Genomic DNA, 20,247 nt, shown 5'->3' on the forward strand with positions numbered 1-20,247 from the left:
CATGGCTGTGCCCGACACCCGCCCCGACCACGCCGACCATCCGGTCACCCGCCCCGCCGCCCAGGTGCACTTCGGCGTCTTCTTCCAGGGGGTCAACCACACGACCATCTGGTCCGACCCCGAGTCCGGCTCGCAGACCGACTTCGCCACCTTCGAGCGCGTGATCCGCACCGCCGAGCGCGGCCTGTTCGACGCGTTCTTCCTCGGCGAGGGCCTGCGGCTGCGCGAGACGCGAGGCGCGCTGCACGACCTCGACGTCGTCGGCCGCCCGGACGCGATCACGCAGCTCGCGGCCCTCGCCGCGATCACAACGCACATCGGCCTGGTGGCCACCCAGAACACCACGTACAACGACCCGGCGGACCTGGCCCGCCGCCTGCAGAGCCTGGACGTGCTCTCGGGCGGGCGCGCCGCGTGGAACGTCGTGACCACCGACAACGCGTGGACGGGGGCCAACTTCCGGCGCGGCGGCTACCTCGACCACGCGCTGCGGTACGAACGGGCGCAGGGGCAGCTCGACATCGCGCGCCAGATCTGGGACGCATTCCCGGACCCGGCGGACGGCGGCTCTCCCGGCGACGTGGTGGCACATGTCTCCGAGCACAGCGCCCTGTTCGACGTCGAGCTCGACCCGACCACGCCGCGCAGCCCACAGGGCCACCCCGTCATCTTCCAGGCGGGCGACTCGCCACAGGGCCGGGACTTCGCCGCCGCCAACGCGGACGTCATCTTCTCCCGCCACGGCGCGGTGCTGGCCGACGCCCTGGAGTTCGCGGCCGACGTGCGGCGCCGGGCCGTCGCGGCAGGGCGGCCCGAGGACGACATCAAGATCTTCCCCGGGACCGGCATCATCGTCGGCGACACACCCGCGGAGGCCGAGGAGAAGGCCCGCTGGGTGCGCTGGAACCAGGTCTCCCCGGCCACCGCGCTCTCGATCGTCGGCAACATCTGGGGCGAGGACCTGTCGGGCTACGACCCCGACGGCCCGCTCCCGGCGCACGACCCGGTGGTCGAGGAGCTGGGCGGGGAACGCGGCTCGGCGACCACCGGGGCCCGGACCCGCGAGATAGCCGCGCAGTGGCGGGCGCTGGCCGAGGCCGAGAACCTGTCGATCCGCGAGCTGGTGGTCCGGGGCAGCGGCGAGCGTGGCTTCGAGGGCACGCCCGCCGCCGTCGCCGAGGACCTGATCCGCTGGGTGCGCACGGGCGCCGTCGACGGGTTCAACATCAGCCCGTGGATCGTGCCGTCGGGCCTGGACGACATCGTCGACAAGGTGATACCGGAGCTGCAGGAACGCGGCGCCTACCCGACGTCGTACAGCGGCACCACCTTGCGCGAGCACCTGGGTCTGCGAGCCCCGCTCACCCGCCGCGCTGCGGCCGCCGTCGGCGCGGCATAGGCCTTTCGCTCCGGGGCGCACATCAGACGCAGTGCGGCGGAAACGCGGGGAGAACGTACGTCGGCGGGGTGTGTTGCGCTCGGTAGACACTGTCTACTGAGCGCAACACACCCCGCCGTACATCTGTCTCCCCGGAGGCGCCGCCGAACGTCCGCCCGGTAGCGGATCGCCGAGAGATCTCAGATCGTGGCCGGGTCAGGTCCGATCAGGGTCATGCGCGGACAACCGTGGCCCCTCCGGCGCGGTCGTACGGGGTGCGCCCCTTGCCGGCGAACAGGGTGACGACATAGACGAGCGGCAGGACGTACGCCGCCGCCGTCAGGGTTGCGAGGCCCGGGCCGATCGTCGTGGACCCGACGAGGGCGATCGCCGCCGCGTGCCCGATCGTCCACGGCACCGCGACCTTGAGCGCGTTCCGGAGCAGGGCCGAGGCGAACGAGAGCCGGCCGCCGTCCCGGACGCCCACGACCTTGAGCCCCATCACCCGTTTGCCGACCGACGCCTGCCGCGCGCCGGACTCGAGCACGGCGAGGAAGATCGTCAGCGGCACCGCCGTCACGAGCGCGGAGACGACGTTCGCGGTGACGGCGGACCACTGACCGGTCACGCCGGCGAGGTACAGCGGGATCCCGATCGCCGCGACCAGCGCGAGCCACACGAGAAAGCAGAGCCAGTCGACGAGCCACGCCACGATGCGCCGCCATGCTTCGGGATTCACGGGGCTGACGCTACCGCGCGCCGCGTCGGGTCAGAGGCGCTTCTCGAAGCAGATGCTCGTCTCCGCCGGGTAGGGCGGATAGGGGTCGGTACGGGTCCAGCCCTCGCGCTCGTACAGCGCCACCGCCTCGGGCTGGCGGATGCCGGTCTGCAGGTGGAGCACCTCGATCCCCCGGTCTCTCGCCGAGCGTTCGACGGCGGCCAGCACGCCCGCCGCCAGACCTCGGCGGCGGTGCGACGGCCGCACGAACATCCGCTTGACCTCGTGGATCACCTCGGGGTGGCGGTCGTGGATCACCTCGGGGTGGCGGGCCGTGCCGCCCAGCCGGCGCAGCGATCCGGTGGCGACCGCCTGGGGGCCGTCCAGGGCGATCCAGGTCACCAGCACCTCGTCCGACGTCGGCACCCTGCTCAGCGCGCCCGGCTCAGCGCTCGCGAGCAGCCGGTCGCGCCGCTCCCACAGGTCGGCGTAGCGCGGGGCGAGGTCGCTGGTCATGGCCTCGCGCAGCTCGGCGGCGCGCGGGTCGTCCCAGGTCGTGGCGACCCAGGTCGGGTTCGAGACGATCACCGGCACGGCGGTGCTCCCTCCAGTCGTTCGGCTCAGGACGCCGGATCAGGTCGGATCAGAAGGTCGGATCAGAAGGTCGGATCAGTAGGGGGCGCTCAGAACGCGCGCAGGTTGGCTCGCAGGCCGCCGTCTGCCCACTCCGTGCGCAGGATGCCCCGGCGGCGCAGGATCGGGACCAGCTCGTCGAGCGTGCGGTGCACGGTGACCGGATGCAGGTCCCCCCACAGCAGCACGCCGTCGTTGCCCCACTCCCCCAGCTCCTCGATCAGGTCGGCGAGCTCGCCGGCGGTGCCCACCCAGCCCGAGCGGTCGGCGATCCGGCCGAGGCGCGCCAGCCCGCCGAGCAGCGCGCGCAACGGCGTGGTGGCCAGGTCGTGGTCGCCCACCAGCCGCCGGATCGAACCGTGCGACACGTGGTCGCCGAACAGCCCGGTGGGCAGCGGCTTGTCCAGGTCGAGCGCTGTCAGGTCGGTCTCCAGGTCGCTGGACTGCTGCTCGGCGATCCGCAGCAGCGTCGCGTCGTCCGGGTTCGCCGACGCCGCGACCAGCCGGTCGGCCTCCTGCGGGCTCGACACCAGCACCGGCTTGATCGCGAACAGCACCTTGACGTCGTCGAGCGCCCGGCCGGCCGTTCGCGCCGCGGCGTGCACCGTGTCGCGGTAGTCGCGCACGCTCCGCTCGGTCAGCGGTGCGAGCGCGAGCTGGACGTCGCTGTTCGCCCCGGCGAACGCCAGCCCGCGGCCCGAGCCACCGGGCGAGACGATCACGGGCTCGCCGCCTGAGCCGTCGTCGAACGGGAGCGCGTTGAGCGGACCGTCGAACGCGTAGTGCTCGCCCCGGTGTCGCACCGGGCGCAGCAGGCTGCCGTCGGCGTACCGACCGCCTGACCGGACGCCGCCAGGCCCAGTGGCGCCCGGGTCGGCGATCAGCGCGCCGTCGTCCCAGGACCGCCACAGCGACCGGACGCCGTCGAGCCACTCCTCCGCCCGGTCGTACGCGGCGTCGTGCCCCAGCGGCGGCGCCGCGGCGAAGTGGCGCGCGCTGCCCGTGTCGGTCACGAGGTTGAGCCCGAACCGGCCGCCGGACAGGTGCTGGAGCGTCGCGAGCTGACGTGCCCCGGTGTAGGGCAGCACGGCGGCCGGGTTGACCGTCGGCACGACGCCGAGATGCTTCGTGGCCGCGAACAGGTACGGGGCCAGCAGCAGCGGGTCGTGCTTGGGCCCGCCGAACGCCTGCCGCACGCGCAGGTCGATGGTCTCGGGACTGCCGAGCGAGGGCGCGTCCTCGATGATCAGGAGCTCGACCCCGGCCTGCTCCAGGACGCGGGCCGACTCGGTGTAGAGGTCGGGCCGCGTCCAGTCGTAGTTCCAGTCCAGGTAGTCGTGGCCCCAGCCGTGCGGCCCGAAGCCGCGGGCCAGGAACCAGCCCAGGTGCTGCTGACGGGTCACGGTGTCTCCTCGGGTACGGCCCTGCTCGCTGACCCGAGCCCCCGCTCCAGGTCGGCGAGCAGGTCGGGCAGGTCCTCGATGCCGATCGACAGGCGCAGGGTGCCGGGGTGGACCCCGGACGCGGCCTGCTCGGCAGGGGTGCGCAGCACGTGGCTGGTGCTCGCGGGATGCAGCACGAGCGAGCGGACGTCGCCGATGTGGGTCATGTGCGTGACCACCTCCACCGCCTCGACGAACGCGCGGGCCGCGGGGGCGCCGCCGTGCAGCGTGAAGGTGAAGACGGAACCCTGTCCGTCGGGTAGGTAGCGCTTGGCCAGGGCGTACGACGGGCTCGAGTCCAGCCCGCAGTAGTCCACCGACGCGACCTCCGGCCGGAACGCCAGCCACCGCGCGACCTCCAGCGCCGTGGCGCTCTGGCGCGCCACCCGCAGCGACAGCGTCTCGACCCCCTGCCCCACGAGGAAGGCGTTCAGGGGCGACGGCGTCGGGCCGAACCGCGGCGCCACCGTCTCGCGCACGTACGTCAGGCGGGCCAGCCCGCCGTGTCGCGCCGCGACGCTCGGCCCGCCGGTGCGCGACGGCGCCACCAGGTGCGGGTAGAGCGCGCCCGAGGCGGCGGCGTCGAACGTCCCCGCGTCGACGACGACGCCGCCCAGCACCGACCCGTGGCCCGCCAGGAACTTGCTCGCGGAGTGCACCACGACGTCCGCGCCGTGCTCGATCGGGCGCAGCAGGTACGGCGTGGCGAGCGTGTTGTCCACGACGAGCGCCAGCCCGTTGGCGTGCGCGACGTCGGCCACGGCGGCGAGGTCGGGCAGGTCGTTGCGCGCGTTCGGGATCGACTCGAGGAACAGCACCCGGGTCTCGGGGCGGATCGCGCGCTCCCAGGCGGCCGGGTCGGCGGCGTCGTCGACGAAGTCGGCCTCGATGCCCAGGCGTGGCAGGTTCTCCAGGAGCAGCCCGCGTGTGCCCTCGTAAAGGCTGGCGGCGGCCAGCACGCGCTGCCCGGCCGCGACCAGACCGAGCAGCGCGACGGTGACGGCCGCCTGGCCGCTCGCCACGAACAGGGCGTCCGCACCGCCTTCGAGCGCCGCGATCCGGCGCTCGACAGCGGTCGTGGTCGGGTTGCCCGTGCGCGTGTAGGCGTAGCCCTGGCCCGCGCCGAAGTGGCCGCCGGCCTGCTCCCACTCCTCGAACTCGAACCCGGCGGTCAGGTAGACGGGCGTGGCGCGCGGGGTCGGACGGCGCTCCGGCGCGGTGCTCCGTGCTGTGCTCCGTGCAGTGGCCTGTGCGCCGCCGGCCCCTCCCGCGTCGTGCTCCGCGCCGCCTGCGTGCACCTGCCGGGTGGCGAACCCGGTCATGGCGCGGCGCTCGGTGCGGCGCTGGGCTCGGCCGCGGGCAGGCCGGCCTCCTTCCAGGCGGGGAACCCGCCGTCGACGTGCGAGACGTCGGTGTAGCCGCGCGCCGCGAGCGCCTCGGCGACCGGGCCGGAGCCGTCGACCGAGCCGCACACGACGACGACCGGTGTGTCGAGGGTGATGGCGGGGTTGTCCGACGGCCCGAACAGTGCGTCGAGGTTGCTCCGGTCGACGAGCGTGGCGCCGGGGATCTCGCCGGTCGCCGCCCGGCCCGCGGCGGAGCGGACGTCGATCAGCAGGGCGCCGCCCGCGACCTTGGCGCCGGCGTCCTCGGGGTTGCGCAGCTCAGGTGTGCTCATGGTTCTTCTCCTCAGGATCATTGGTTGACGGCGGCCCGTCGGAGGGCAGCCGTCGGGGGCAGCCGTCAGGCGCTCAGCAGCCGGCCCGTGGGCAGCGCGCGGGAAGCGGCGGCGGCGTCGGGCAGTCCGAGTGATCCGCGCAGCGTGGTCTCCGTGCGCTCGGTGCGGAACAGCCCGGCCAGCTGCAGGGCCGGCACGAGGTGGTCGGTGATCGCGTCGAGGTCCGCGCTGAGCGACGACGGGCGCAGGAGGAACCCGTCGGCGGCGCCGACGGCTGCCCAGTCGGCGATGAGGACCGCCAGCTCGTCCGGCGTGTCCGCGACGACGTGCGCGCCGCGCCCCGGATCGGAACCTTCGAGCGCCTCGACGAGCTCCAGCCGGGCCCGGGCGCTGGCCCGTTCGGCGGCGAGCACGACGTAGACCTCTGCGAGCACCCGCACCTCCTCGGGGTCGCGTCCGGCGGACAGCGCCGCATCGCGCACGAGGCGCCGCAGCCGGACCGCCTGCGCGGCGTCTCGCACGGCGATCCGCACGACGTCGGCGGAGCGCCCCGCCAGCCTCGCGCTCGCCTCGGAACGCACGCGGAGGACGACCGGCGGACGTACGCGGGACAACGTCGCACCGCTACCGCCGGCACGGGTCGGGTGGCTGCGGATCGCGAACCGGATGCCGTCGTGGTCGACGCGGAAGCGGCCCTCGGCGTCCAGCTCGACCGCGCCCGACCCGGTGCCGGGCCGCCCCGTCCACACCCGGTTCACGGACTGGATGCCCAGCTCGACCCGGGCCGCCCAGGCGTCGTCGGACTCGGGGACCGCCGTCTGCCGGGTGGCCTGCCAGCCCGCCCGGCCGCTGCTCGCGCGGTCGACGCTGCTCAGGGCGACGGCGGTGTGCGCCGCCTCGGTGTGGACGGTGTCGACGGCGGCGACCAGGCCGATCCCCGTCGTGACCCGTGCCGCGCGGGCCGCTGCGACGACCGTGTCGAGCCGAGCGGTCACCTGACCGCGACCGGGGTGCAGCAGAAAGTCCTCGTCGAGGGTGATGAGGTCGAGTAGACCGCGGTCGGCGGTGCGGACCAGCTGGAGGAAGCGTTCGCCGTCGAACGGGCGAGGCGGGAGCGGGCCGCGGGCGCGGTGCGCGCCGGGACGGGCGCCGGACGAGGTCAGGTCCACGCCGAGCACGACGGGACGGAACGAGGAGGAGGCGGCTGAGGTGATGGATGTGGGCTGCGGTGGGTACGGCACGGCGGGGCTCCGTTCGGGGCTACGGCTGCGCGGCGACATCCAGGTGACCCGGCCGGCGGCGCGCGGTCGACGCGCTGCGGCACTGCTGTGTCACCCGGGAGCGAGGCTGCCGGAAGGTAGGGAGAGGGAGGGTCGGGTCTGTCGCGGTCAGCGGCAGGAACGGCGACAACACATACCCGTGCGCGGGGCAGCACCGGCCCGCGAGAAGACGTTCCAGGACGGCAGGGGCACGTGGACGGCGGGGGCAGCGCTCCGGGTCATCGTGGTTCTCCTCACCTGCTCGCCCAGCGGCGAGCGACGCGTGTTGTCATCCGCCGGCGGCGGTGGCCTGGTCCTCACCCGGGGCACCCACCCGCGCGGGGGGTTGCCGTCCGACCAGCCGGGGCTTCGCGTCGGAGCTCATGACCTGTCCAGCGTTACTACATCTTTCCGATCGGATTAGTGCGGTTCTTCTGGATGTCAGAGAACATACGAATGGAACCGATAGAAGTCAACGATCTATGGCCAGATCTCACATACCGGAACCGGTCCGGGGGTCGGGAGTCTTGTCGCGAAACGCGGCGGGGGTCTGGCGTCGGTCCGTTGTGCTGGTGGTGCTGGTGCCTGATGACTTCGGTCCCTTGCACCCGGCGGCGAGTGACTTCGGTCCTTTGCCTCGAGATCGGTCGGTTGATTGACCGATCTCGAGGCAAAGGACCGAAGTCGCAGGACGTCCCGTGCAAGTGACCGAAGTCGGCGGTGCCGCGACCAGTCGGCGTTGCCGCACCGCCGCACCGCACCGCCGCCGCACCGCAGTGCGGCCGCGCGGATCAGTCGACGAGCAGCTCGATCTGGGCGAGCACGCCACCCCCGCCGGTCTCCAGCCGGAGGCTGGTCAGCGGTATGGGCTCGGCCAGCACGAACGGGCGCAGCTGACCCGGCCAGGGCCATTGCTCGCCGGACCGCTCGTCCAGCACACGGCCGTCGTCCGCGACCAGGCGCCACGCCGACGGCGGCTGCCGGTCCGGTGCCGACCCGGCCGCCGTCCGGGCAGACCTCACCGACCCAGGCTCCGCAGACGACGTCAGCGTGTACGCGCGGAGCACCGCACCCTCCGGGGCCTTGCCGGACGGCCGCCACTCGAGCACGCCGGCCACCTCGGCAGCCGTCGTCAAGTCGCCGTCCGTCAGCCGCGGCAGGGATCCGTCGGTGCCGTGCCAGCCGCCGTCGGCCCGCTGCCACGGCCGGGCCGGCTTGCCGTCCGACCTGCCGTCCGACCCCGTGTCCGCACCTGCCAGGTCCTGCCCCGGGTCGGCCGGCACCGGCACACCCCAGCTCGTCGGCGTCCCGGACATCGCGAACCGGAGGGTCGCTCCACCGGTCAGGTCGCCGTGCTCCACGGTCGGCGACGTGACCGCGCGGGCCGCGCCGTCACCGGCCACGCCGCCCGCACCGTCACCGGCCGCGCCGTCGCCGGCAGAGCCCACGACGACGTCCAGCCCCGCCACGTACCGCCTGTCGGCCGCGCCGGGCGCCTCGACCACGAGGTCGCCGTCGGGCCGGTGCACCACCGCGCGCTCGAAGAGCGGCGAGCCGACCGCCCAGCGCGAGGACCCGATCTCCAGGGGGTACAGCCCCAGGGCGGAGAGGACGTACCAGGCCGACATCTCGCCGTTGTCCTCGTCGCCGTGGTACCCCTGCCCGATCTCGCTGCCGGTCCACAGCCGGGCCAGGACCTCGCGCACGGTCTCCTGGGCGCGGTCCGGCCGTCCTGCGAACAGCCACGTGTAGGCGATGTGGTGCGACACCTGGTTGGACTGGCCGAACTGGCCCATCCGCACGTCGCGCGCCTCGACCATCTCGTGGATGACAGACCCGTACGTGCCGGGCTTGTCCGCCCGCTCCGGCGTGGCGAAGAACAACTCCAGCAGCCGCTCCAGCCCCGCTCGGCCGCCGTGCAGGGCGGCCAGGCCCGCGCCGTCGTGCACGGGGTGGAACAGGAAGTTCCACGCGTCGGACTCGGTGTAGTCGCCGCCCCACTCGTCCGGGTCGAACGGGTCGGAGCCGAACGCCCCGTCCCGGTCGCGCCCCCGGAAGAACCCCGTCCCGGCGTCGAAGAGGTGCACGTACCCGAGCGAGCTCTGCCGCAGGTAGGCGGCCTCGTCGCGCAGGGCTCGCCGGCGGTCGTCGGGGGTGCCCGGCGCGTCCGCGAGCGCCTCCGCCATCCGCGCCAGGCCCGCGTCGTTGATGTAGCCCTCCAGGCCCCAGGACACCGACTCGTCGACGTCGCGCGGCACCCAGCCGTGGGTGAGCGCGAAGTCCTGACCCTTGCGGCCCACGCCGGACCGGGTGGGCAGGGCGGTCGCGTTGCGCAGGCCGGCGGAGTAGGTGGCGAGCGGGTCGGGCAGGGGTACGTCGCGCAGATACAGGTCGGCGAAGGCGACGTCGGACGACGTGCCGGTCATGAGGTCCGCGTAGCCCGGCGACGACCACCGCGCGACCCAGCCGCCCTCGCGGTACTGCTGCACGAACCCGTCGGCGAGCCGCGCGGCGACATCCGGGTAGAGCAGCGCATACGCGGGCCAGCAGGTGCGGTAGGTGTCCCAGAACCCGTGGTTGACGAACATCTCGCCGGGTACGACGGGCGCGCCGTCGAGCACGGGTGACGCGTGCACGAGCTCGCCGTCGGTGCCGAACTCCGTGTACGACGACGGGTACAGGTTGAGGCGGTAGAGGTTCGAGTACAGCGTCACCTGCTGCTCCTCGGTGGCACCCACTACATCGAGCACGCCGAGGCGCTCCTCCCACTGCGCGCGTGCGCGCTCGGCCACGTCGTCGAAGGAACCGCTCACCTCGCGGTCCAGGGCGCGCCAGGCGAGGTCCTCGCTGATGTACGACGTCGCCACCCGCACCTCTACCGTGCGGTCGGCCTGGTCGCCGGGTCCTGCCGCCGGGTCCAGCGCCACCGTCGCGTAGGTGGCGTGCTCCCGGCCGCGTGCCCGGCCCGTGCGCAGGACGGGCCGGGAGACCTGGCCCACCACGTACATGCGGCTGCGGCCCACCGAGAGCGCGCTGCCGTGGTCGCTCCAGCCGGTGAGCGTGCCGTCGTCGTGCACGGTGACGGCGACGGGCGGGCCGTCAGCTCCGGCATCGCTCACGGCGTCGACGATCAGGTGGCCGGTGGTGGCGCCGGGCGGGAACGTGAACCGCAGCACGCCGCCGTGGTCCGAGGCCGCGACGTCGATGCGGGAGCCGTCGTCCAGGTCGACGCCGTAGCGGTGCGGGCGGGCCGTCTCGGCGTCGTGCGAGAAGGTGAGCGCGCGGGCCTCCAGGCCGGCGTCGGGCGTGCCCTCCTCACCCGGCTGCGCGGTGACCAGGTGGAACGCGAGCTGGTCGCGGTCCCCCATCCACGGGCTGGGCTCGTGCGAGATGCCGACCCCCTGCAGGCGCGGCCGGTTGTCCGGGCCGTTGTGCGCGGCCCACGAGTAGAGCCAGCGTTCGGTCGACGCGTCGGTGAGCGGCACCCACATCGTGAAGCCGTTCGGCACGGCGGCCGCCGGCACGTTGTTCCCGCGCGAGTACGCACCCGAGGAGTGGGTGCCGCGGCGGGTGTCGACGAGGTCGGTGCGGCCGGCCACGACGCGCTCCGGACGCGGCCCGACCGTGACGGCGTCCAGCCACACCTCGGTGTCGCCGCCGTCCGGCGGAGCGGTCACGGCGGCGGCGGCGCGCACGCGCCGCCCGGGCAGCAGGTCGGCCACCCGGCCCAGGTCCACCCGGACCACGTTCCAGTGGTCGGGCACCAGGATGCGCGCTTCCCCCTGCCCGAGGGCGGTCGCGGGCATGCGGTGCTGGTCCCTCAGCTCGCTTCCGGGCCCGGCCTCCAGGAGCCACGTCCCGTCGTCGAGCAGCAGGTCGACCGCCACGTAGGTCGAGCGGTAGGTGAGCTCCTGGTCGAGCACCGGCAGGAGCGTGTAGCGCAGCTCCGTACCGGCCTCGAGCGGGACGTCCAGCCCGTCGAGCACCACCGTGCGGCCCGCGCCGCCGTGCCCGATCCGCCGCGCGTGCTCGCTCGTGAGGCCGACGCCGGGCCGACCAGCCGGGACGTGTGCGGGCCCGGTCATGCGGCCACCCCCGGGACCTGGCCCGTGCTGCCGCGCACGGTCAGCACGGAGGCGGGGGCGTCCACGACGTCGGGCACCGGCTCGCCCCGGACGAGCGACAGCATCGTGGACGCCAGGAGCTCGCCGAGGTCGAAGGTGTCCCTGGTCATCGCGGTGAGGGGCGGGTGCGCGAGGCGCACCAGCTCTGAGTCGTCGAAGGATGCCACGGAGATGTCGCCGGGCAGGTCGAGCCCTGCCTCGGCCAGTACTGTGACGCCCGCGAGCGCGGCGACGTCGGAGTCGTAGACGATTGCGGTTGGCCTTTCGTCGCGGGCCAGCAGGGCCCTCGTTGCTGCCGCGGTCTCGTCCTGCGAGAAGTCCGCCGGCACTGTCGTGATGTCGAGGCCGAGGCGCGCCCCGGCGTCGTGCAGGGCGGTGGCCCGCCGCGCGGAGTGTACGTACGTGTGGACGCCACCCACGTGGCCGACATGCACGTGCCCCAGCGCGGCCAGGTGCTCGGCGAGCAAGGTCATGGCGGCGTGGTCGTCGGCGAAGACGGAGGGTACGGGGCCCGGCGTGCCGTCGCCGCTGAGCAGCACCGCCGGCAGGCCCATCCGCACCAGCTCCTCGGGGCGCGGGTCGTCGCGTTCGAGGTCGAGCACGACGACGCCGTCGGTTCGCTGCTCGGCCGCCCAGCGCCGGTAGACGTCGAGCTCGGCGGACACGTCCTCCACCACCAGCAGCTGCAGCGCCACGAGGTCCGCCGACAGCCGCGCCTGCAGCCCCGAGACGAGCTGGGCGAAGAACGGCTCGACCCCCAGGGTCCGCGCGGGTCGCGTGACGACCAGGCCTACCGTGTCCGCCCGCCGTCCGCCCAGGGCCCGGGCGGCCACGTTCGGCCGCCACCCGAGCTCCGCGACGGCGGCCAGGATGCGGGTCCTGGTCCGCGCACTGATCCCCGGGCGGTCGTTGAGCGCGAACGACACCGCTGTCGGGGAGACGCCCGCGTGCGCGGCGATGTCGGCGATGGTCGGCCTGCGGTTCGGGTGCCCCGCGGACGACATCACTGGTCGGCGAGCAGCTTGTCGCACTCTTCGACCGCTGCGTCCAGGGCTTCCTGCGAGGTCTTGTCCCCCGCTATCGCCGCCGCGAGCTGCTGGTTGATGATGGTGGTCATCGCCTCGCTGACCTCTACCGGCTGCAGCAGCCGCGCCGTACCGAGGCTGGTGTACGCGATCTGCTTGGCCGCGCCCTGCGGGGTGCCGTCGCTCTCGGCGAGCTCCGGCTTCTCCAGCGACTCGGCGGTCGACGGGAAGACGCCGGGGACCTCCTGAGCGAACGCCTCCTGGTTGGCGGCGTTCGTGACGAACCGCGCCAGCGCCACCGCCGTCGGCAGGTTGGCCGACTGGTTCGAGACCGACAGCCCCTGCACGTACAGCGGGGTGGCACCCATGTACGGCGACGGGACGATCTTGCCCTCGAGCGACGGGTTGTTCTCGAGCGCGGTGGCGATGAAGTTTCCGCCGCCCGTCGACCAGGCCACCTTGCCCTCGGTGAACAGCTGACTGTTGCCGAGGTAGGCGTCGGTGAGCACGTCGTCGGGCATGAGGCCGTCGGCGTACGCGTCGCGGTAGGCGTCGAGCAGCTCGGCGGCCTCCGGGGTGTTGAACGTGAACCTCGTGCCGTCCTCGGACAGGATCGGGAGACCCTCCGCCGCGAAGTCGCCGAGCCCCGGCTTGCGGCTCATGAGGTAGCCGCCGGTGACGTCCTTCATCGTGCGCGCCTGGGCGATGAGCTCGTCGAGGCTGGTGGGCGGCGCCGCCGGGTCGAGGCCCGCCGCCTCGAACATCTCGGCGTTCCAGTAGTTCAGGTCGGTGGTCAGGTACCACGGGTACCCGAACGTGCCCTCGGTGCCCGCGTACCGGTAGGCCTCCAGCGCGCCGGGCACGTAGGTGTCCGCGAGCGTGTCGTCGACCGTCGTGAGGTCCGTGAGGAGGCCCTCGCGCGACAGCGAGAACGCGAAGTCGGGCGGCAGGTTCGTGACGTCGGGCAGCTCGCCGGCAGCCGCCTGCGAGCGCAGCGTCTCCGAGTAGCCGTCGCCCGGCTGGTCGAGCCAGGTCACGGTGGTGCCGGGGTACGTCTTCTCGAAGTCGGCGATGACTCCCTCGACGTACTGGGTGAAGTTCGGCTTGAGTGCCCAGGTCTGCAGCGTGACCTCGCCGGTCACCTCGGCGGTGGCGCCCGCGGCGGTGGCGGCGGCAGGCCCGGCCCCTGCGTCGTCCCCGCCGCTCAGGGTGCAGCCGCCGAGGGCGGCCAGCACGGTCAGGGTCGCTCCCGCTGCCCCGATCCTCCTGATCTTCATGACAGTTCCTTCCAGCAATGCTTCGTCGCGCCCTGGGGACTTGCCGTGTCTCGTGCCGTGTCTCGTGCCATGTCTCTTGCCGTGTCCATGGTGCCGCGGCGCGGACTAAAGCGCTTTAGCGCCGCTAGCGTGCCGCGTGCCCCACCTGCTGTCAAGACAGCAGCACACCGGTGTTGAGTGCTGGCTATCTGCGGGTCTGCACCCGCTGATCCCGCAGATAGCCGGCACTCGACGCAGGTCCTGATCTTGTCAGGCTCGTGTGAAGCGGAGCGTTCGGACCTCGAACGGGGCGAGGTCGAGCGCGACGACGCCGTCCGCCGTCACGTCCACCTCGCCGGCCTCGATGTCGTCCTCGATGAGGCTCACCGTGCGCGCACCGGAGACCGGCGCGGCCACCGTGACGGTGCCTGACGCGCGGCGGCCCAGCGCCTCGTACACCCGCACCACGAGGTCGCCCGACCGGTCGTCGGCGAGCTTGACCGCGGACAGCGTCACCTCGCCAGCCACCGTGACGAGCGGTTCGACGCCGGTCCCGCCGCGCAGCTCCCGCGGCCGGGCGCCGAACGTCGCGCCCGCCTCGGTGGCCGCCGCGGTGTCCACGCCCACGACCAGCCCGTACCGGTGCGTCTGGAGGCCCTGGTCGGTCTCGGGGTCCGGGAACCGCGGGGCCCGCAGCAGCGACAGCCGCACGACGGTCGTCACCGCGGGGACGCCGGGCGCCGGCGCCACGCCGTCGTCGGAGACCTCGCGGGTCACGTCGTACCCGTAGATCGAGTCGTTGACCAGGCCGACGCCGAAGCCCGGCTCCTCCGCGAGCACCCACTTGTGCATGGAGGTCTCGAACTTGGCGGCCTCCCAGCTGGTGTTGGTGTGCGTGACCCGCTTGTGGAAGCCGAACTGGGTCTCCGCCGCCACGTGCTCGGCGCGCACGTCGAGCGGGAAGGCGACCTTGAGGAACTTCTCGGCCTCGTGCCAGTCCGTCTCCATGGCGACCTCGAGGGTCCGGCTGCCCGGCGCGAGCGTGATCACCTGCTCCAGGCTGGACGACGAGAACTGCCGGCGCACCGTCACGGTGGCCACACCGTCCTCGACGGTGGCGGTGACCTTCTCGGCCTCGCGCAGGTCGGTCACCGAGTTGCGGTAGAACCGGTCCACGTCCCAGGCGTCCCACTTGTTCGGGAAGTCCTGGTGCAGCTGCAGCACGTTGGCCTCGCGGCCCGGCGCGACGGCGTCGCGACCGCTGGACAGGTCGATCGCGGAGGTGACGTGGCCGGCGGCGTCCAGCGCGACCCGGACGAGGTCGTTCGCCAGCACGTAGCCGCCGTCGGGCAGCTCGGTCAGGGTGCTCGGCGCCGACGTCGGCGCCGCCGCGGGGGCGACGCCCAGGGCAGGCACTCCCGCCTGGGCGAACACCGCGGGGTTGGCCCGCAGGGCCGTGTCGCCCTCGCCGACCAGGGCCCGCAGGGAGCGCTCGATGATCGCCTGCGCACCCTCCGTGATCCGTGCGTGCTGCTCCATGGCCTCGCGGTGCACCCACGCGACCGACGTCCCGGGCAGGATGTCGTGGAACTGGAGCAGCAGGACCTGCTGCCACAGCGCGTCGAGCTCGTCGTGCGGGTAGTCCGCGCCGGTACGGGCCGACGCCGTCGCCGCCCACGCCTCCGCCTCGACCAGCAGCTGCTCGTTGCGCCGGTTGCCCTGCTTGGTCTTGTGCTGCGACGTCAGCGTGGCCCGGTGCAGCTCCAGGTAGAGCTCGCCCACCCAGACAGCGCTGTCACTCGTCGCGTGCGCGGTGAGCTCCTCGCGAGCGCGCTCGAAGAAGGCGTCCGGGTGCTCCCAGCGGACCTTCGCGCTGCCCTCGAGGTCGGCCAGCCGCTCGGCCTTGCCGGTCATCTCGCGGGTGGTGCCGCCGCCGCCGTCGCCGAACCCGACGGGCGCGATGGAGCCAGAGGCCCGCCGCGACTCGCGGAACTGCTGTGTCGCCTTGGCCAGCTCCTCGCCCGAGAGCTGCGAGTTGTAGGTGTCCATGGGCGGGAAGTGGGTCAGGACGCGTGAGCCGTCGATGCCCTCCCACCAGAAGGTGTGGTGCGGGAACACGTTGACCTGGTTCCAGGAGATCTTCTGCGTGAAGAACCAGTCGAACCCGGCGCGGCGCACGAGCTGCGGCAGGGCCGGTGAGTAGCCGAACGAGTCGGGCAGCCACACGCCCTTGCTGCGGATCCCGAACTCCCGCTCGAAGAAGCGCTGCCCCTGCGAGAACTGGCGCACGAGCGCCTCGCCCGACGGCATCACGGTGTCGGACTCGACCCACATGCCGCCCAGCGGCAGGAACCGGCCCTTGGCGACAGCGTCCTTGATCCGGGTCCACACCTCGGGCCGGTGCTCCTTGACCCACGCGTACTGCTGCGCCGACGACATGCCGTAGACGAAGTCGTCGGTGCGGTCGATGAGATCGGCCATGGACGACGTCGTCCGCGCGACCTTGCGGATCGTCTCCCGGACCGGCCACAGCCAGGCGGAGTCGATGTGAGCGTGGCCGACCGCCGAGATCTCGTGGGCACTCGGCTCCGCGGGGCTCGCGAGCACGTCCGCGAGCGCGGCACGGGCGGCCGCCGCCGTCTCGGGGATGCGCTGCAGGTCGAGCACGTCGAGGGCGTCGTCGAGGGCCTGCAGGATCCGCATGCGGCGCGGGCCGGTGGGCAGCTCGGCCTGCAGCTCGAGCAGCACCTCGACGTCGAGCGCGAGATCGTGCACCTCGGCCTCGAAGATCGCGAGGTCCACACGCCGGGTCGTGTACAGGGGGCGCGGCGAGGAGGTCCTGGTGTCGCCCTCCTGGGTCTGCTTGAACAAGTCGTGCCCGAGGAGCACAGGGTTCGACGCCGCCTCCAGGAACAGCTCCACCCGCTCGCCGCCGGACGCTGCATCGGCCACCGGGACGTACTGGTTGCGCGGGTTGATCGACTTCACCGTGGTGCCGTCGGGCCGGTAGACCAGCGCCTCGGCCTGGAAGCCCGGCATGCTGGTGTCGAAGCCGAGGTCGATCACCACCTCGACGGCCCGGCCGGTCCACTCGGCGGGGACGGATCCCGTCAGCCGGAACCAGGTGGTGCCCCAGGCGGCGCCCCATGGCGTGCCCACCTCGTGGGGCTCCATGGCGAGGGCCAGACCCTCTCGCGGAGGGACCGGCTCCCCCGGCAGCGCGTGCCACTCGACGTCGAGCGGTACGGACGTCGCGTGGACCGCCGGCCAGATGCGCTCCGTCAGCACGCGTTGCGCGCGCCCGGTGGTCAGTGTGATGTCGTCATGCATCGAAGGGCCTCCCCTGTGTCACCGTTGAACGCACGCAGGCTAGCCCAGACCGGACGTTCACCCGCACCCCTGTCGGGATGGAAAGATGGAGTCCATGAGCTCCAGCGACGAGACCCCCGCCGGCATCCAGGCTCCGGTGGGCACTGACCAGGCCACACGCGACATCGCCGAGGTCGCGGCAGTCGAGGTCATCACCACCGCCGCCGTCCACCTGATGAGCGCCGCCGCCGTGAAGTGCGGCCTGGCCGAGGGCGATGACGCCGAGGAGCTCAAGGACCTCGACGAGGCCCGCAAGCTGATCACCGCGCTCGCCGCGCTGGTGGTGGCGAGCGCGCCGGACATCGGCAACCAGCACGCCCGCTCGCTGCGGGACGGGCTGCGCAGCCTCCAGCTCGCGTTCCGGGAGGCTTCGGTGATCCCGGACGCCCCGGGCGAGGGCCCCGGCGAGAAGTACACGGGCTCCGTCGTCTGATGTCCGAGGTTTCCGTCCTGGCGGCACCGGAACCCGCTCAAGCACCCCGGCCACGTCGTGGCCGTGGTTCTCGTGTGCTCGCCGTCCTGCTGGTCGCCACCATCGCCGTCGGCGCCTACCTGTGGGTGACCACGGTCCGCTGGCAGCGCAGCTCCGCCGACTGGCAGGAGAAGGCGCACGAGTACGCCGAGGAGGTGGCCTCGCTGCGGATGCAGCTCGAGGGCGCCAACACCGAGCTGCAGGCCGCCCGGGACCAGCTCTCCGCGGCGACGTCGCGGATCACGGACCTGGCGAACGAGAAGGCGCAGCTCGGCGACGAGAACGTGGCCTCGCAGCAGTACCTCGACTACCAGACCCAGGTCAGCGCGGCTGCGGCCACCGTGGCGTCGGCGCTGGGGCAGTGCGTGTCGGGCCAGGAGGAGCTCGTCGGCTACCTCAAGGAGGCCGACCAGTACGAGGCAGCGGACCTGAACCGCTACGAGCAGCAGGTCAACGCGCTGTGCGCGGACGCGGAGAACGCGAACGAGTCGCTGCAGAAGGAGCTGCGACCGTGAGGCCGCCGGGCCGCTCGCTCGCGGGCCGCGCCCTGCTCGTCGGCACGCTCGTCCTCACCGGTTCGCTGGCCGGCTGCGGCGTGCTGCCGCCCCTGCCGGACCCGGTGCCGAGCGACATCGTGCCGTCGTCCCCGGTGGGCCTCTCCCCGGCGGCCGGCGGCGACGCGCTGAGCCCCGACGGGTTCGACGCCGTCGAGCGCATGGCGGTCCGCATCCGCAACGTGGGCTGCGAGGAGCTGTCGACGGGCTCCGGCTTCGCGATCGACGCCCACACCCTCATCACGAACAAGCACGTGGTCTCCGACTCGAAGGACCTCGAGGTCAGCACCTACGACGGGCACGACATCACCGTCGGTGCCACCTCGACGGCGGGGCTCGCGGACCTCGCCGTCGTCCGGACGACCGATCCCCTGCCGTCGTTCCCGAAGCTGGCCAAGGCCGACCCGAAGCCCGGCGACCCCGTCACCGTCGTGGGCTATCCGGCCGGCGGCGAGCTCACCGTGACGGAGGGCAAGGTCATGGGCGCCACGCGGGACCCGCTCAACGCCAACCTCGGCGAGGTGCTGCTCACCGACGCCCAGGTCGAGCCCGGCTCCTCGGGGTCGGCGGCGCTGGACGGCAAGGGGCGGGTGATCGGCGTCGTCTACGCGAAGACCGCGGACGACAACAGCCTGCTGGTGCCCCTGTCGACGCTGCAGGACATGCTTGCCGACGACACGGCGTTCACCCCGGCGAAGGGCTGCTGAGCAGGATCAGCGGGCCACGCCGATTCGCAGCTCCAGCGAGTCCACGCGGGACGAGATCACCTCTGACGCCGCCAGCCGGGCGTTGACCTGCGCCAGCACCGCGTCCAGCCCTGCGCGGTCCAGGCCCGGGTTCAGGCCGAGCACCACCGCGACCTCTGCCGTACGGCCGGGCTCGGCGTGCGCGCGCACCACGTGCTGCACCGGGGCCGCGGCGACGGCCACCTCCGACGCGACCTCCGGGTCCACGACGATCCCGTCCTCGTGCGGTACGAGGGCCGGCCGCCACTCCTGGCCCTGTGCCAGCGCCCAGACGGCGGGCCGTGGCACGAGCGCCGTCGACGGCCCGGCCGGGTCGACGACGATGAGCGCCCAGTTCTCGTTCACCGCGGACAGCGCGGCGCGGGACGCCTCGACCGGCACCGGCCGCGCGTCGGCCCGCCAGGCCTGCATGGCGGCCACGGACGTGAAGACGGGCAGCGCCCGGCGCCCGTCCGGTGCCTCGAGCGCCACGACGCCGGACGACGCCTCCTTGTCCACGGTCAGCCCGTCCGGGTTCTGCTCGGCGACGCCGAGCTCGGCCAGGACCGGCACCAGCACGCGGGTCTCGGCCAGCCGCGCGACGACATCGCGCAGCGGGGTGGTCCCCGTCGTGTAGCCGTCGAGCAGCCGGGTCAGCTCGGCGTCGGCCGAGCCGTCGTCGCCCGCGAACTGGCTGGACGGCTGGATCGACTTCACTCTCCGGCCTCGGCACCCGGGCGGCCGGCGACGTCGAGCGCCTCGGGCAGGGTGAACGCACCCGCGTACAGCGCCTTGCCGACGACCGCGCCCTCGATCGTGCCCAGCGCCCGCAGGGCGGTCAGGTCGTCGAGCGACGAGATGCCGCCCGAGGCGACGACGTGGGCGGAGGTGCGCGCGGCGACGTCGGACAGCAGCTCCAGGTTGGGGCCGCGCAGCGTGCCGTCCTTGGTGACGTCGGTGACGACGTAGCGAGCGCAGCCTGCCTCGTCGAGGCGGCCGAGGACCTCCCAGAGGTCGCCGCCCTCCTTGGTCCAGCCGCGCGCGGCGAGCGTGGTACCGCGCACGTCGAGGCCGACGGCGACGCGGTCGCCGTGCTCGGCGATGACCTTGGCCGTCCAGGCCGGGTCCTCGAGCGCGGCGGTGCCAAGGTTGACCCGCCGGGCGCCGGTGGCGAGGGCCCGCTCCAGCGACTCGTCGTCGCGGATGCCGCCCGACAGCTCGACCTGCACGTCCAGCTCACCCACGACGCGCGCGAGCAGCTCGGCGTTGGAGCCGCGCCCGAAGGCGGCGTCCAGGTCCACGAGGTGGACCCACTCGGCGCCGCCGGACTGCCAGTCCAGGGCCGCCGTCAGGGGGTCGCCGTAGGAGGTCTCCGAGCCGGCCTCGCCCTGGACGAGGCGGACGGCCTGGCCGTCGGCGACGTCGACGGCGGGCAGGAGCACGAGGCGGTCGGTCATGTCTCTCCAAGTTTTGATCTGTCCAAGGATGGGTGCTGCTCCGTGGGGGGGGGGGGGGGGGGGCCGGGGGGGGGGGGGGGGCCCCCCCGGGGGGGGGGGGGTGGACCACGACCCCCGGGCCCCCCCCCGGGCGCCCCCCGCGGGGGGCCCCCCCCCC

General features: G+C 73.4%; 16 protein-coding genes and 1 riboswitch. Of the genes, 4 read left to right on the forward strand and 12 right to left on the reverse strand.

The features are described 5' to 3' along the window. Position 1: 1 nt before the first annotated feature. A complete protein-coding gene (locus AB0I32_RS20910; protein ID WP_357509509.1) occupies positions 2–1,399 on the forward strand; it encodes an NtaA/DmoA family FMN-dependent monooxygenase in 1,398 nt (465 codons plus the stop codon). 211 nt (positions 1,400–1,610) lie between these two features. On the opposite strand, the gene AB0I32_RS20915 is transcribed toward AB0I32_RS20910, so the two are convergent. From AB0I32_RS20915 to AB0I32_RS20960, 10 genes are all read right to left on the reverse strand, one after another. Next, positions 1,611–2,117 carry an RDD family protein gene (locus tag AB0I32_RS20915; protein WP_357509511.1) on the reverse strand — a complete coding sequence of 169 codons (507 nt, stop codon included), beginning with the start codon at positions 2,115–2,117 and terminating at the stop codon, positions 1,611–1,613. Positions 2,118–2,147: 30 nt separating this feature from the next. Further along, on the reverse strand, positions 2,148–2,690 hold the full coding sequence (locus tag AB0I32_RS20920; RefSeq protein WP_357509513.1) for a GNAT family N-acetyltransferase: 543 nt from the start codon (positions 2,688–2,690) through the stop codon (positions 2,148–2,150). 89 nt (positions 2,691–2,779) lie between these two features. Continuing rightward, the gene (locus AB0I32_RS20925) at positions 2,780–4,132 is read right to left on the reverse strand and encodes an LLM class flavin-dependent oxidoreductase (RefSeq protein WP_357509515.1); all 1,353 of its coding nucleotides are present in this window, start codon (positions 4,130–4,132) and stop codon (positions 2,780–2,782) included. Further along, on the reverse strand, positions 4,129–5,493 hold the full coding sequence (locus AB0I32_RS20930) for a PLP-dependent transferase (RefSeq protein WP_357509517.1): 1,365 nt from the start codon (positions 5,491–5,493) through the stop codon (positions 4,129–4,131). Before AB0I32_RS20930 ends, AB0I32_RS20925 begins: the two co-directional genes overlap by 4 nt. Next, complete coding sequence (locus AB0I32_RS20935; protein WP_357509519.1) at positions 5,490–5,849, reverse strand: rhodanese-like domain-containing protein; 360 nt, start codon at positions 5,847–5,849, stop codon at positions 5,490–5,492. The genes AB0I32_RS20930 and AB0I32_RS20935 overlap by 4 nt, the downstream gene beginning before the upstream one ends. Before the next feature lie 65 nt (positions 5,850–5,914). Then, positions 5,915–7,090, reverse strand: a complete 1,176-nt coding sequence (locus tag AB0I32_RS20940; RefSeq protein WP_357509521.1) for an LLM class flavin-dependent oxidoreductase — start codon at positions 7,088–7,090, stop codon at positions 5,915–5,917. A 296-nt stretch (positions 7,091–7,386) separates the two neighbouring features. After that, a riboswitch (SAM riboswitch) is annotated at positions 7,387–7,497 on the reverse strand. 402 nt (positions 7,498–7,899) lie between these two features. Further along, the gene (locus tag AB0I32_RS20945) at positions 7,900–11,193 is read right to left on the reverse strand and encodes a GH92 family glycosyl hydrolase (protein ID WP_357509522.1); all 3,294 of its coding nucleotides are present in this window, start codon (positions 11,191–11,193) and stop codon (positions 7,900–7,902) included. After that, positions 11,190–12,236, reverse strand: coding sequence for a LacI family DNA-binding transcriptional regulator (locus tag AB0I32_RS20950; RefSeq protein WP_357509524.1), 1,047 nt, complete (start codon positions 12,234–12,236; stop codon positions 11,190–11,192). The genes AB0I32_RS20945 and AB0I32_RS20950 overlap by 4 nt, the downstream gene beginning before the upstream one ends. Then, positions 12,236–13,534 carry a sugar ABC transporter substrate-binding protein gene (locus AB0I32_RS20955; protein WP_357509526.1) on the reverse strand — a complete coding sequence of 433 codons (1,299 nt, stop codon included), beginning with the start codon at positions 13,532–13,534 and terminating at the stop codon, positions 12,236–12,238. The genes AB0I32_RS20950 and AB0I32_RS20955 overlap by 1 nt, the downstream gene beginning before the upstream one ends. Before the next feature lie 249 nt (positions 13,535–13,783). After that, complete coding sequence (locus AB0I32_RS20960; RefSeq protein ID WP_357509528.1) at positions 13,784–16,843, reverse strand: glycoside hydrolase family 38 C-terminal domain-containing protein; 3,060 nt, start codon at positions 16,841–16,843, stop codon at positions 13,784–13,786. Between the two features lie 94 nt (positions 16,844–16,937). Between AB0I32_RS20960 and AB0I32_RS20965 the strand changes: the two genes are divergently transcribed. The 3 genes from AB0I32_RS20965 (at position 16,938) to AB0I32_RS20975 (ending at position 18,615) form a co-directional block, all read left to right on the forward strand. Further along, positions 16,938–17,315 (forward strand): DUF1844 domain-containing protein, encoded by a 378-nt coding sequence (locus AB0I32_RS20965; protein WP_116677642.1) that lies wholly within the window; start codon positions 16,938–16,940, stop codon positions 17,313–17,315. A 74-nt stretch (positions 17,316–17,389) separates the two neighbouring features. Then, a complete protein-coding gene (locus AB0I32_RS20970) occupies positions 17,390–17,869 on the forward strand; it encodes a hypothetical protein (protein WP_357509530.1) in 480 nt (159 codons plus the stop codon). Then, positions 17,866–18,615: a serine protease gene (locus AB0I32_RS20975; protein WP_357509533.1), complete on the forward strand. Its 750-nt coding sequence runs from the start codon at positions 17,866–17,868 to the stop codon at positions 18,613–18,615. The genes AB0I32_RS20970 and AB0I32_RS20975 overlap by 4 nt, the downstream gene beginning before the upstream one ends. A gap of 6 nt (positions 18,616–18,621) precedes the next feature. Here AB0I32_RS20975 and AB0I32_RS20980 read toward each other — a convergent pair whose 3' ends face one another. Further along, positions 18,622–19,350, reverse strand: a complete 729-nt coding sequence (locus AB0I32_RS20980; protein ID WP_357509535.1) for an SseB family protein — start codon at positions 19,348–19,350, stop codon at positions 18,622–18,624. Then, the gene (gene priA, locus AB0I32_RS20985) at positions 19,347–20,090 is read right to left on the reverse strand and encodes a bifunctional 1-(5-phosphoribosyl)-5-((5-phosphoribosylamino)methylideneamino)imidazole-4-carboxamide isomerase/phosphoribosylanthranilate isomerase PriA (RefSeq protein WP_357509537.1); all 744 of its coding nucleotides are present in this window, start codon (positions 20,088–20,090) and stop codon (positions 19,347–19,349) included. The genes AB0I32_RS20980 and priA overlap by 4 nt, the downstream gene beginning before the upstream one ends. Positions 20,091–20,247 lie beyond the last annotated feature (157 nt).

This window comes from Promicromonospora sp. NPDC050249 (genome assembly GCF_040656015.1).
Classification (GTDB): domain Bacteria; phylum Actinomycetota; class Actinomycetes; order Actinomycetales; family Cellulomonadaceae; genus Promicromonospora.